Here is a 12,959-nt window from a genome sequence, read left to right on the forward strand (position 1 = left end):
AGTCGGCGCCGCAATTCTCGCCGGATTTTCACGGCCTGCCCGCACCCGGCGCCGGCGCGGGAAAGGCAACGACCTGTCCTGTCGGTCCGGTCGCCTCGGCGTCGCCCCAGTTCTGTCCGACGACGTACAACCGCGGATCCTCGCCTCGGCTGAGCGTGCACGAGAACGCGCCACGGTCGAGCTGGACCCGCGCCGACACGTCGCCGCCCGCCCTGACCCGGACACAATGCTGATTGCCCACGTCGGCGTACCAGAGCTCACCCTCGGCATCGAGGCAGATACCGTCGGGGTGATCGCCCGGCGTCGACGCCCACACGCGGCGATCACTGAGCCCACCGTCGGCCGCGATGGTGTAGGCGGTGAGCTGATCGGCGTACGACTCGGCCACGATCAGCGTCGTACCGTCGGGGGTGATCGCCATGCCGTTCGGAAACGCGAGTCCGTCGGCCACCTGCCGCACCTCACCGGTGGGGGTGATGCGGGCGATGAGGCCGGGCACGAACTCCCCACCGGGGAAGTCGAAGCCGATGTTGTTGACGTAGGCGTTGCCGTCCTCGTCGATGACGATGTCGTTCCACGGCTTGTCCGATACGGGTGAGAGGTCGGCATAGGCCACGAGCGAGCCGTCGGGGTCGCGCCGAAGCAGACGACTGGCGGCGGAGTCGACAATCACCAATCGTCCATCCGGGAGAAAGTCGATGCACATCGGAAACGACGGAATCTGGGCGACGACCTCAGGGCGGTGATCCTCGTCGAGGACGATCACCTGGTTCGCGCCCCAGTCCGAGAACCACAGCCGACCGTCGTGCCAGCGCGGTGACTCGCCGAACACGATTCCTTCCAGCACGATCTCGGGTGTACTCACGGTGCGCCGTCCTTGTTGTAGGCAGTAGTAGTACAGACGAGATGGCGTGTGCAGAATCATCGGTGGGCGACCCGTGGGGCGGGGCGCGGTGGGGTACTCCGTAGGATCTGGCTCGATGGTTTCCCCGTTTCTCGCCGACCTGTTCGAATCGCATCGAACGCACTTGCTTTCGGTCGCCTACCGGCTCACCGGAAGTGTCGGTGACGCCGAGGACGCGGTGCAGGAGAGCTGGCTGCGGATGGCCGGGGTACACCAGTCCGAGATCGACGATCTGCGCGCCTGGCTGACGACGGTGGTCAGCCGAATCTGCCTCGACCACTTGCGAAGTGCCGCCGTGCGCCGCGAAACCTATGTGGGGCAATGGCTTCCGGAGCCGATCGTCTCGGCGGCGTCGTCCTCGCGCACACCGGATCCACTGGACGTGGTGGTGCGCGATCAGGACAGCCGGATGGCGGCGATGGTGGTGCTCGACGCGTTGACGCCCCAGCAACGAGTCGCGCTGGTGCTGCACGAGGGCCTCGGTGTGCCGTTCGGCGAGATCGCCGAGATACTCGGTGTTTCCGCCGATGCGGCAAGGCAATTGGCGGTGCGAGCGCGCCGAGCGGTGGCACGGGCACCGGAACCGGTCGCCGACGATGTGCACGATCGAGCGGTGCAACGATTCCTGGCCGCGCTGGCCACCGGCGATGTCGCCGCGGTAGCCGCAACGCTGCATCCGGACGCGACCTTCACCGCCGATGCGGGTGGGACTACCAAGGCCGCGCTGAATGTTATTGCTGGACAAGAGAAAATTGCCCGTCTGGCGCTCGGCCTCTGGCGCAAGTATCAGGAAGAATCCGGCCTGGAATTGAGCGCCGCCATGGTGAACGGCCGATCCGGCCTGGTATTCACCGACCCGAACTCACCGTTCGGACGCCCGGTACGCGTGCTCGGTTTCGCAGTGCACGACGGAAAGATCTGGGCCGCATACGATTTCGCCAACGTAGTGAAACTGTCCGGCGCCCGCCCCCGCTGAACCCCGCAACACAGTACAGCGTGCGGGGGTCAGCAGTTGGCTTCACAGCCTGGGCTGATCTGGGCAGCGACGCCGATTGCAGCGCGTCGCCGAGTGCTTTACGGGTAGGTGGAGCCCCAGTTGTGATCGCCGGTCGACGATCCGAGGTTGTGGTCGCCGGTGGAGGAACCCATGTTGTTGTCCGGGGTGGCCGAACCGGTGAAAATGTCGACGATCTGGCCGCCGAACAATTGTTCGCGAATGAATCGCAGGGCCGAACCGGCGACCTCCGACGCAGCCGGTTGCAGGATGAAGTCGAGCAGAGGTGAGGCCATGTGAGCCCCTTTCGATATCCACCACGCTGTGGTGTGTGAGGTAGAACACGGCGAGGCTAGCTGAGGTTGGGGAACTGCACAATAGCGCAGGTCAAAGCAGGGAAACGTTTGTGAAACATGCGTGTTCGCTATCGTTCGGCAACGTGGGCGATCGGTGGGATACGCTGCGGAGATGCCGCCTGTGCCGCCCACCGTCGCCCGCCTGCGCCCCTTCGGATCGACGATCTTCGCCGAGATGACCGAGCTGGCCGTCCGTCACGACGCGGTGAATCTGGGCCAAGGCTTTCCCGATACCGACGGACCCGCGGGCATGCTCGAGGTCGCGCGCGCGGCCATCGCCCACGGGCTCAATCAGTACCCGCCCGGCCGCGGCATGCCCGCCCTGCGCCAGGCGATCGCCGACGACCGAGCCCGCCGCTACGGCACCGCCTACGACCCGGCCGCCGAGGTTCTGGTGACAGTCGGCGCCACCGAGGCGATCAGTGCCACCGTGCTCGGTCTGGTGGAGCCGGACCAGGAGGTGGTGCTGATCGAGCCGTATTACGACTCCTACGCCGCCGCGGTCGCCCTCGCCGGTGCGCGGCGACGGACGGCTCGCCTGGTGCCGGACGGCGACCGATTCGTGCTCGACCTGGACAGTTTGCGGGCCGCGATCACATCGAAGACCCGCATGCTGATGATCAATTCGCCGCACAATCCCACCGGTGCCGTGCTCGACCGTGCCGACCTCACCGCGATCGCCGAATTGGCTGTCGAACACGATCTGCTGGTGCTGACCGACGAGGTGTACGAGCATCTCGTCTACGACGGCACCGAGCACATCAGCATCGGCACGCTGCCCGGGATGCGCGAGCGCACCATCGTGGTGTCCAGTGCGGCAAAGACTTTCAATGTCACCGGCTGGAAGATCGGTTGGGCTTGCGCGCCCGCGCCACTGCTCGACGGTGTACTCGCGGCCAAACAGTTCCTCACCTTTGTCGGTGGTGGGCCGTTCCAGCCCGCCATCGCACATGCGATCAACGAGGAATCGGCCTGGGTGCACGCGCAGCGTGACGGGCTGGCGGACAAGCGAACACGGCTCTCGGAGGCGTTGCGCGACACCGGGTTCACCGTCTCGGCCAGCGACGGCGGCTACTTCGTCTGCGCCGATATCCGACCGCTCGGCGCCGAGGACGGACTGGCGTTCTGCCGTGAGCTCCCCGCGCGACTCGGCGTCGCCGCCGTGCCGGTGAGCGTGTTCGCCGATCACCCTGATGACTGGAAACACCTGGTGCGCTTCACCTTCAGCAAGCGCGACGAGACAATCGACGAAGGAATCCGCCGGCTCCGAACCGGCATCACCGTGCGCTGAGACGAGTCAGTCACGCGCGTGGCGGGCCGCATGCCACTGGTTGGCGGGCCATCGGCGCGTGCGCCGCCCCGATGTACCGCCGTCACCGCCGAATCGAGCTCCGTCACCGAAGTCCCCGCCGCCACCCACCAGCACCCCAACGCCCATGGCACGCTCTTTGCGCCTCAACTCTCCGGAGCAGCGTGACATGTGGGGGCGCCGATATCGGGTACCCGGGTTCGTGTGCCGGACGGGCCTGAGACGGTCCGGCTCAGGCGGGGGTGGGGCGGGCCTTGTCGGTGGCGAGAAGGACGGCGATGGTGCCGAGGGCGGTGCCCATCAGATAGCGCTGGGTACGCAGCCACAGGGGGCGGGCGGCGAGGAAGGTGGCCAGGCCGGCGGCCCCGAGGACGATCATGGCGTTGACCGTGAGGGCGACCGTGATCTGGATGGCTCCCAGCGACAGGCTCTGCAACCAGAGGGCGCCGCGTTCAGGGTCGACGAACTGGGGGATCAGCGCCATGTACATGATCGCGATCTTCGGATTGAGCAGGTTGGTGGCCAATCCCATCGTGAACAGTCGCCGCGGGCGGTCGTGCGGCAGGTCGGCGGGCGCGAATACCGAGACCCCGCCCGGCCGGATCGCCTGCCAGGCAAGCCACAGCAGATACGCCGCCCCCGCCAGCTTCACCGCCGTGTACAGCCCGGGAACAACAGCGAACACCGCCGTGATCCCCGCCGCGGCCGCCATCAGGTAAACCCCGAACCCCGCCGCGACCCCCGTGAGCGAGATCATCCCCGCCCGGCGCCCCTGCGCGACGGTGCGCGAGACCAGATACATCATGTTCGGCCCCGGTGTCAGCACCATGCCGAGCGCCGCCGCCGTCACCCCGAGAACCGCCGTTGACTGAAGCATGCACTGAGTTTGCGCCGGTCAGGAAGGCATTGTCGCGGTCCAGTCAGCACCCGCTGGACCCCGATTCGACCGCCCCGATCCTGTCGGTACCAGTCCGTACAATCGACAACGGCAGCAACCACGACCCACGTTTCCTCGGGGGATTCGTGGTTACGCGGCCGGTATCCGGCGACGTCAGCCGCCAACAGCACAGGCCAACCCTCACGAGCGAAGGGTTCACCTCCACCGAGCCCGCCTACGGACTCCCAACCCGACCCCGACGTTTTCGGCCGCCCCGGATCCGAGGGGCGAGACGTAACGGCGAAGCCGGAGTATCGCCCCTCGGATTCGGGGTTACGAGGCCGAAAACCCGCGGCGCCAGCCGCCGAAAATACAGGAGCAACGTGTGACCGACGGTCCACTGATCGTGCAAAGCGACAAGACCCTGCTGCTCGAGGTCGACCACGAGCTGGCAGGCAACGCGCGCCAGGCCATTGCCCCGTTCGCGGAGCTGGAACGTGCGCCCGAGCATGTGCACACCTATCGGATCACCCCGCTGGCGCTCTGGAATGCCCGCGCGGCGGGCCACGACGCCGAACAGGTCGTCGACGCGCTGGTGAACTTCTCGCGGTATGCCGTGCCGCAGCCGCTGCTCGTCGACATCGTCGACACCATGGGCCGCTACGGCCGGTTGCAGCTGGTCAAGCATCCCGCGCACGGCCTGTGCCTGGTGAGCCTGGATCGCGCGGTGCTCGCGGAAGTGTTGCGGCACAAGAAGATCGCACCGATGCTCGGCGCTCGCATCGATGACGACACCGTGATCGTGCACGCGTCCGAGCGTGGCCACATCAAGCAGATGCTGTTGAAGATCGGCTGGCCCGCGGAGGACCTGGCCGGATATGTCGACGGCGAGGCGCACGACATCGGCCTCGATTACACCGAGGGCAAGTGGCACCTGCGCGACTACCAGGAGATGGCCGCCGACTCCTTCTGGGCGGGCGGATCCGGGGTGGTCGTGCTGCCGTGTGGCGCGGGCAAGACGATGGTCGGCGCGGCCGCGATGGCCAAGGCGAAGGCCACCACGTTGATCCTGGTCACCAATACCGTGGCGGGCAGGCAGTGGCGGCGCGAGCTGCTGGCGCGGACTACGCTCACCGAGGAGGAGATCGGCGAGTACTCCGGCGAGCGCAAGGAGATCCGCCCGGTCACCATCGCCACCTACCAGGTCATCACGCGCAAATCGAAGGGCGAGTACAAGCACCTCGAGCTGTTCGACAGCCGCGACTGGGGCCTGGTGATCTACGACGAGGTGCACCTGCTGCCCGCGCCGGTCTTCCGGATGACCGCCGACCTCCAGTCGCGCCGCAGGCTCGGGCTCACCGCCACGCTGGTGCGTGAGGACGGCCGCGAGGGCGATGTGTTCTCGCTGATCGGCCCGAAACGCTACGACGCCCCGTGGAAGGACATCGAGGCGCAGGGCTGGATCGCACCGGCCGACTGTGTCGAGGTGCGGGTAACCCTCACCGACGCCGAGCGCATGGCCTACGCCACCGCCGAGCCGGAGGAACGCTACAAGCTGTGTTCCACCGCGCGCACCAAGATCCCGGTCGTCGAGTCCATTCTTGCCCGCCACCAGGGCGCACCGACCCTGGTGATCGGCGCGTACCTGGATCAGCTCGACGAACTGGGCGTAGACCTGAACGCCCCGGTCATCACCGGCGCCACCAAGAACAGGGAGCGCGAGGCGCTGTTCGACGCCTTCCGCTCCGGTGAGATCCCGGTGCTGGTGGTGAGCAAGGTCGCCAACTTCTCCATTGATCTACCGGAAGCGTCTGTGGCGGTGCAGGTTTCGGGTACCTTCGGTTCCCGTCAGGAAGAGGCCCAGCGCCTCGGCCGGCTGCTGCGGCCGAAACAGGATGGCGGGCAGGCGCATTTCTATTCGGTGGTCGCGCGCGACACCCTCGACGCCGAATACGCCGCCCACCGGCAGCGCTTTCTCGCCGAGCAGGGCTACGCCTACCGCATCGTCGACGCCGACGACCTGCTCGGTCCGCCCATCGGGGACGGCGTGTAGCACTGTTCGCCAGGTCAAAGGGGGGTAGCGTCCGAGGTGCGAACCCCTCGGCAGATAAGCGGAGGCAATTCCTCCGCAACTTGTGCTAGGAAGGAAGGCGTGCGCCGCTTCGAATTCGTGGTCGACCGTGAACACGCTCATGCGGTGAACGAGACGTTCACCGGGTTGCGTAGGTTGCGCCTTGTCGCTCTGCTGGTCGCCGGTCTCGCAGTCGCGACCACGGTGGCGCTGGTGTGGAGCGGGCAGGCGTGGGGGTTTCTGCTCGCGGTGGTGTGCGTGCTCATCGCGGGCATCGCGCTGTGGGTGGCGTTGTGGACGCCGCACCGCTCCAGTATCGAAAAGCTCTACCACGACGGTGTTCTCGTACCCGCCGTCGTCAGCGATGCCGAACCGGGCGGCATCGTGTTGCTCGCGCTGGTCGATATCGCCGAACCCGCCGCGACGGAGCGCAGCTGGGCGCTGATCACCCGCAAGGTGCGCGCCCTGCCGGGACACACACCGCAGCCGGGTGAGCGGGTGCCCGCCATCGCGGTGCGCACCGATCGTGCCCCTCGCCAGGTCGGCGAACGCTGGCAGCTGGTCACCGCCATGCCGATCGCCTGGGGTACGCGTGACGAAGCGGTGATCGAGCGCGCATGCGAGGCCATCAACGAGGTCGAATGGCGGCTGCTCGCGCAGAACCTGGCGCTGGCTTCCCGGGTGAAACGCACGGCGACCAAGCGCCTGCTGCTCGACCCGCAGCAGCTGCCCTCCGACCTGGGGTAGGCGTACCTCCTCATCCGCTCCGGCCATGCGCGGCCTATTAGGGTCCGCGTCGTGCACCTGCGACGATGGTTCGGTCTGTGCGATCCGGTCGACGAAAGGTGTCTTCGACATGCGATGGTCGGCCGGGTTGTGCGTGGTGTTCGCGCTGGTGGCGCTGGGAGTTCGTCCGGTAGCGGCGGATTCGGCGTTGATCGGGGCGCCTGGGCTGGGTGATCCGTACTATCCGCTCGATGGGAACGGTGGCTACGACGTCACCCACTACGACGTGTCGATCGACTACGAACCCGGCGACCACCACCTGCGCGGCACCGCCCGCATCGATGGTCGCGTGACCCAGCCGCTGGCGCAGTTCAACCTCGACTACAGCGGGCCCGAGGTGCTGATGGTGACGGTCAACGGGCAGCCCGCGGGGTTCGCCCATGACGGCGAGCACGAGCTGGTGGTGACGCCACTGCTACCCCTGCCGCCCGGACTACCGATGCGGATCATCGTCGACTACGCGGGCGAGGCCGTCGATACCGACGGCGCGGGCTGGACCTACGCGCCCAGCGGTGGCGCGTTCGCCATCGGCGAGCCACACAGCGCGAGCACCTGGTACCCGCTCAACGACACCCCGTTGGACAAGGCGACTTTCACGCTGCACGCCACGGTGCCCGCCGAGTGGGAAGTCATGTCGACCGGTGATCGCACCGAGCACGTGGTGCGCGACGGTCGCCTGTTCACCACATGGGAGACGCGACAGCCCACGATCGGCTACCTGACCACGGTCGCGGTGGACCATTTCACCTTCCTCGAACAGCGGCGTGCGAACGGGACCGCGGTACTGAGCGCGTTCGCGCCGGAATCCGAGGAGAATCGCGAAGACGAGCAGCGGCTGCCCGAGATCCTCGACTTCCTCGAAAACCTCTACGGCCCTTACCCGTTCGACGTGGCCGGTGGCATCTATGTGGATACCGAGCTGCCGTTCTCGCTGGAGACCCAGACCCGGCCGACCTACGCGCCGTGGACCGATCTGAACACCGTGGTGCACGAGCTGGCCCATCAATGGTGGGGCGACACGATGTCGGTGCGGCAGTGGTCCGACATCTGCCTCAACGAATGTTTCGCCAGCTACACCGCCGACTATCTGTGGCCGGAGCGCATCGACGGTGCCGATGTGGACACCGAGTATCGCGACACGATCGCGAAATACCTCGACGAGCCCAAGTTCTGGAAGATCGCGCTGGCCGCTCCCGGTGCCGGCGACGAGTTCACCTCCGTCTACTACCGCGGGCCACTGTTCCTGCATGCCCTGCGCAAGCTGATCGGTGAGGATGTGTTCTTCACGGCGATCAGGGATTTCGTGAACGCGCATCGCGACGGCCATGCCTCGATGCCGGAATTCCGGGAGTTCTTGCAGAGCCGGACTTCCATGCCGCTGGGTGAGTTCCTGGCCGAATGGCTCGATGGGACAAGGCCTCCGCGCGACGCGTTCCTCTATCCCGGCACCTTGCATCGGTGAACCCACACCCCGTTCGGCGATAGTGCGACGAGGCGGGGTGCTGTCGATCAGTCTTCGTCGAGGCGGGCGCGGGCTCGCTCAACCCAGCGTTGCATGCGGTCGAATTGGCTTCGTGTAGCGGCGAATTCGCCTCGGGCACGATGTTCGGCGGTATGGGCGAAGTGGCGTTGTTGTTCAGCGTGTTCGAGTTCGTTGCGAAGCTCGGCGATTCGGGTTTCGATCGCGTCGAGGTCGGACTTGGCTTGTGCGGCTGCGGCATCGGCTTCATCGCGATCGGTGCGGGCGGCGGCAAGGCCGGATTCGGCATCGTCGAGTTCCTGTTGGGCTTCGGCTCGGCGCTTGGCCTCGGTATCTTCGCCGGACGAGGTCGCGCGGCGGGGGCTCGTGCGCTTGGCGGTTGCCTTTCCGCCGGTGATCGCGACCAGACCGGCTGGGCCGAAACCGTCGTAGGTGACGGTGGTCGGCAGGACACCGGCACGGACCAGGTCGGCGACCTCAGAGTCGGCCAGCGCGGCGGTGAGGGTTTGGCCGACCTCGCGCAGCACCTGCTCGCTCGCCGGGCGGTCGTGTTCGGCGGCCAGCTCGGCGGCTCGCTTGGTCATCGCGTTCACCACCTGTTGACGCTGGGTGCCGAGGGCGCGCAGCTTGTCGCCGGAGAGCTGACGCTGGGCCGACCGGAGCGCATCGCCGAGATCGAGGAGGGCGGCGATCTCCTGCGGCGCGTGGCGGGCCAGCAGGTTGACCGTCCAGGCGGCGACCGTGGGTTTGCGCAGTGCGGTGATGGCCTTGGCCAGGTCGCGGTCACCGTCGGCGCGGGCCTGGGCGGCGCGCTCGGCGCGGGTTGACACGAAGTCGCCGGGGTCGAGGGTGTACAGCTCGCCTGCGACGTCGTCGAGGGTCATGTTGTGATGGTAGACAGGTTGCTCGACGGGGGAGCGCGGGCGCGGGGCACTTGGGTATCGTCACCGGCGGTTGTATTCGCCCTGAACCATTCGGTGAGTGAGGTTTTCAGTGATTTTCCCAGAGAAGCGACTGTTGGCGCGGATCGTGCTCGGACCGGTGGCCGCGATGGCACTGGTCGGCGCGGTGGTTTCGTGCTCGTCCGATGATTCGTCGTCGGCCGGTGCTGTCGCGGTTGGTTCGTGCGTGGAGGTCAGTGACAACGCCGCCGATGCGATGAAGGCGACGGTGGGTGACTGCTCGTCGGCGAAGTCCAGCTACCGGATCGCGCAGCTCGGCACCGCGGACTGCACCGCGGGCAACGCCACCTTCAACGGCACGGTCGGAGACGCGAAGAACACCCTGTGCCTGGTGCCCAACTTCGCCGAGGGCAGCTGTTACGCGGACGCGGGGACGCGGCCGGCGGAGTCGGTCGCCTGCACCGCGCCGGAGGCTTCGTTCAAGGTGGTCAAGCGGATCGATGGGGAGACCGATGAGTTGCTGTGCGGGGTTGACGCGACGCAGTTCCGGACTGTTCCCGAGCCCAAGACGACGTTTTGTATGGCGAAGCCACAGGGCTAGACGTTTTGTATGGCGAAGCCACAGGGGGTTAGTAGTCCCAGGCAGGTTTGACGCTGTGTTTATTGGCGCGCTGGCGCGCGCGTGTCCGCGGCCCTGAGGGCCGCCGGTTAGCGCTCGAGACTAACGCCTTCGGCGTAGCGCTTTCGAGCGCTAACCGGCGACCCGGCCGCGGACCGGCCACTTCGTGGCCGCCGCTCCCCAGGGGTCGCGGGTGGGGGTTGGGAGTGCGGTCATGGCGGGTTTGGGGGGTGCGGTGTGGTTGGTAGTGCGGGGGGTTGCGGTTAGTCGAGTAGGGCCACTGAGGCGATTCTGTGGAGGGTGAAGTGGCGGGTGGCGCCGCTGACGGGGTCTACCGCGTCCAGTTGGCCGTTGCCTACTCGGAGCGGCTCGACTACTCGTTGGGTTGCCACGCCCTGGGCGTCGACGTAACCGATGTTCACCGGGCGGCCTACTCGCGCTGCCAGCTGTAGTAGCGCGAGGGTGGCCGCTGTGCCCGTGCGGGTGCCGTCGGTGCGGACCGAGCGGCCGGTGCGAGCGCCCGCGGCGCGTTCGCCCGCGCGGAGTTCGGTGACCAGCTGGGAAAGCTGGTCGTCGGTCGGCGGGGTCGGCCGGTAGGGCCTGCGCGCCAGGGGGCGAACCGAGATCCGCGCGCCGCGGGGGCGCAGGTCGACGATGGTGCCCCCGGAATCCTCGCCCGCGGGGGCGAAGCCCGCCTTGCGGAGCTGGTCGAGCATCTCGGTCAGCGGGGCCAGCGCTATCGCCACGGTGGGGGCGATAGCGCGCAGGGCCAGGGTTTCAGCGACGGGGGCGGCGAGGACCTGGGCCAGCAGGGCGGGGTCGTCGCTGCGGAGGAAGGACTGGGCCATGCCGACCCGGAGCTGGCCGTGGCGGCGGGCCACGTCGTCGATGAGGTAGGTCAGCGACTGCGGCACGGGGGTGCGCGAGTGGGTGGCGAACAGGGCGTGGAGTTCGGCGGCGGTGAGTCCGGCGTCCAGGGCGCGCCGGACCGTGGCATCGCTGACCCGGTACACCGTCGCGGCGCCCGCTGATTCGACGTTGGCGACCAGGGCGATCTTGCCGCGCAGTTCGGGGACGAGCGGGCCGGGCGCGATCACGGTGAGGTCGGCCTGGACCAGGACGTGGTCGACCGGTTTCGGCAGTGCCGCGGCCATTTCCGATTCGGCGTCGGCGAGGCAACCGTGCAGCAGGGCCCTGGCGGCGGAGTCGAGGGCACCGCGGCCGAGCATACCGACGACCGCTGCTTCGGCGAGAGTCGCGGTAACGGCTTCGAGGCGGAAGTGCCTGCGGCGGCGTGGCATTCGCCAAGCCAGCAGTTTGCCGATGTCGGCGGGCGTCACGGCGGTTCCGGTCGAATACTCGGCGAGCAGGCCGAGGATCGCCGCGCGGTCGCGCACCGCGTGCGGGACCCGCAGCTCCACCGACAGTGCCGCGATCGGCTTGTCGGCCCCATCGCGCATGCCGATCATCCACGGCATCCGGTCCAGCTCCAGCCACGCTTGCGCGAGCGTCACCCAGCGGGTCGCGGGCGGGGCGTCGAGCCAGGAATCCGCGGCGGGCGTCGGTGCCCAGAAGTCGTCGGTGGCGTCGAGGTCGGGTGTCGGCTCGGGCAGCCCCTTCTCGACGAGTTTCGCGGCGGCCAGCAATTCCAGCAGCAGGCCGGTGCGTTGTTCGTCGATGCCGGTCTGTTTGGCCAGTCTGCGCGATTCGCGCACGCCGAGTCCGCCCGCGCGCAGGGCGGGGGCGGGCAGCTTGCCCAGCGCGTCGATCAGGTCGCCCGCATCGCGCAGCAGCTCGCCCACTTCGCCCGCGCCGACAGCGTTCACCTCGGTGGCGGCGTTCTTGACGAGTGCGGGTTTGGGTGGGGCGAGCGCGTGCGGGTCGGTGACGGGTTCGCCGCGCAGGATCTGGCCGACGGTGACGGGCAACTCCACGGTCTCGTCGTCGATCCAGTGCAGCAGCCGGGCGGCGAGCAGGCGCGGCACCGGACGAGCGGGGTCGGTGCCGGGCGCGGCATCCCTGGTGCGACCGCGCGGGCCGGTGGTCGCGAGTTTGTCCAGCAGCGCGCGGTCGGGTGGACTCGCCGTGGCCAGCGCCGCGATGACCTCGGGCTCGGTGAGGGTGTCGGGGAGCGCTGTCGTCGCGCCGAGCGGCCAGGGGAGGGCTTCGGCGGCGCTGGGTGCCAGGTCGAGGTCGTCGCCGACCTGCCAGACGAGTGCGCGATCGAGCAGACGGGTCAGCGCGGCGGTGAACGCGGTCTTGGTGACGCGATCTTTGAGCTGCGCGTGCAGGGTGGTGCGGGTCAGCCGCGTGAGTTCGGCGCCGATCGTGCGGGCGTCCTCATTGGCCGTGAGCGACTCGATGATCGCGAACTCGAGCGTGTCGAGGTCGTCGGCGGCCCGCAACACCGACGCGCGCTGCTGAGCGCGCACCGCGAGCACCGACATCGACGCGGGCAGCGGCACCGCCAGGTCCGGCCGCAACTGCAGCAATTTCACCAGCTGGGCATCGGTGCGCGCACCGAGCCAATCGGCGAGAGAGTCTGTCGCGATCACCGATCGAGCCTACCGTTCTCGGCCGCCTCGAACTGCGGCACCAGCCGCCATTAGGCACAGTTCTCGGCCGCCTCGATCTGGACTGACTGGAGGGTGCGACGAAGGA

General features: G+C 68.0%; 11 protein-coding genes. 6 read left to right on the forward strand and 5 right to left on the reverse strand.

Annotated elements, in window-relative coordinates; genetic code table 11:
• Nucleotides 1-28: 28 nt before the first annotated feature.
• Complete coding sequence (locus ACTWPB_RS03305; RefSeq protein ID WP_446224256.1) at nt 29-865, reverse strand: SMP-30/gluconolactonase/LRE family protein; 837 nt, start codon at nt 863-865, stop codon at nt 29-31.
• Between the two features lie 115 nt (nt 866-980).
• On the opposite strand from ACTWPB_RS03305, the gene sigJ reads away from it, so the two are divergent.
• Nucleotides 981-1,880 (forward strand): RNA polymerase sigma factor SigJ, encoded by a 900-nt coding sequence (gene sigJ, locus ACTWPB_RS03310; protein WP_446224257.1) that lies wholly within the window; start codon nt 981-983, stop codon nt 1,878-1,880.
• A gap of 98 nt (nt 1,881-1,978) precedes the next feature.
• Here sigJ and ACTWPB_RS03315 read toward each other — a convergent pair whose 3' ends face one another.
• Entirely contained in the window at nt 1,979-2,194 is a 216-nt protein-coding gene (locus ACTWPB_RS03315; RefSeq protein ID WP_101464532.1) for a hypothetical protein, read from the reverse strand.
• 172 nt (nt 2,195-2,366) lie between these two features.
• Between ACTWPB_RS03315 and ACTWPB_RS03320 the strand changes: the two genes are divergently transcribed.
• A complete protein-coding gene (locus ACTWPB_RS03320; protein ID WP_446224258.1) occupies nt 2,367-3,545 on the forward strand; it encodes a pyridoxal phosphate-dependent aminotransferase in 1,179 nt (392 codons plus the stop codon).
• A gap of 250 nt (nt 3,546-3,795) precedes the next feature.
• Here ACTWPB_RS03320 and ACTWPB_RS03325 read toward each other — a convergent pair whose 3' ends face one another.
• Nucleotides 3,796-4,440: a LysE family translocator gene (locus ACTWPB_RS03325; RefSeq protein WP_446224259.1), complete on the reverse strand. Its 645-nt coding sequence runs from the start codon at nt 4,438-4,440 to the stop codon at nt 3,796-3,798.
• Between the two features lie 385 nt (nt 4,441-4,825).
• On the opposite strand from ACTWPB_RS03325, the gene ACTWPB_RS03330 reads away from it, so the two are divergent.
• The 3 genes from ACTWPB_RS03330 (at nt 4,826) to ACTWPB_RS03340 (ending at nt 8,759) form a co-directional block, all read left to right on the forward strand.
• Entirely contained in the window at nt 4,826-6,493 is a 1,668-nt protein-coding gene (locus tag ACTWPB_RS03330; RefSeq protein ID WP_446224260.1) for a DNA repair helicase XPB, read from the forward strand.
• Between the two features lie 144 nt (nt 6,494-6,637).
• Nucleotides 6,638-7,258: a DUF3239 domain-containing protein gene (locus ACTWPB_RS03335; protein ID WP_446224261.1), complete on the forward strand. Its 621-nt coding sequence runs from the start codon at nt 6,638-6,640 to the stop codon at nt 7,256-7,258.
• Nucleotides 7,259-7,367: 109 nt separating this feature from the next.
• Nucleotides 7,368-8,759, forward strand: coding sequence for a M1 family metallopeptidase (locus ACTWPB_RS03340; RefSeq protein WP_446224262.1), 1,392 nt, complete (start codon nt 7,368-7,370; stop codon nt 8,757-8,759).
• Between the two features lie 47 nt (nt 8,760-8,806).
• Here the strand turns inward: ACTWPB_RS03340 and ACTWPB_RS03345 are convergent, their stop codons facing one another.
• Nucleotides 8,807-9,661: a hypothetical protein gene (locus ACTWPB_RS03345; protein ID WP_446224263.1), complete on the reverse strand. Its 855-nt coding sequence runs from the start codon at nt 9,659-9,661 to the stop codon at nt 8,807-8,809.
• A gap of 109 nt (nt 9,662-9,770) precedes the next feature.
• On the opposite strand from ACTWPB_RS03345, the gene ACTWPB_RS03350 reads away from it, so the two are divergent.
• Complete coding sequence (locus ACTWPB_RS03350) at nt 9,771-10,280, forward strand: LppU/SCO3897 family protein (protein ID WP_446224264.1); 510 nt, start codon at nt 9,771-9,773, stop codon at nt 10,278-10,280.
• 281 nt (nt 10,281-10,561) lie between these two features.
• On the opposite strand, the gene ACTWPB_RS03355 is transcribed toward ACTWPB_RS03350, so the two are convergent.
• Entirely contained in the window at nt 10,562-12,853 is a 2,292-nt protein-coding gene (locus tag ACTWPB_RS03355) for a helicase-associated domain-containing protein (protein ID WP_446224265.1), read from the reverse strand.
• Between the last annotated feature and the right edge of the window lie 106 nt (nt 12,854-12,959).

The organism is Nocardia sp. IBHARD005 (assembly GCF_052814245.1).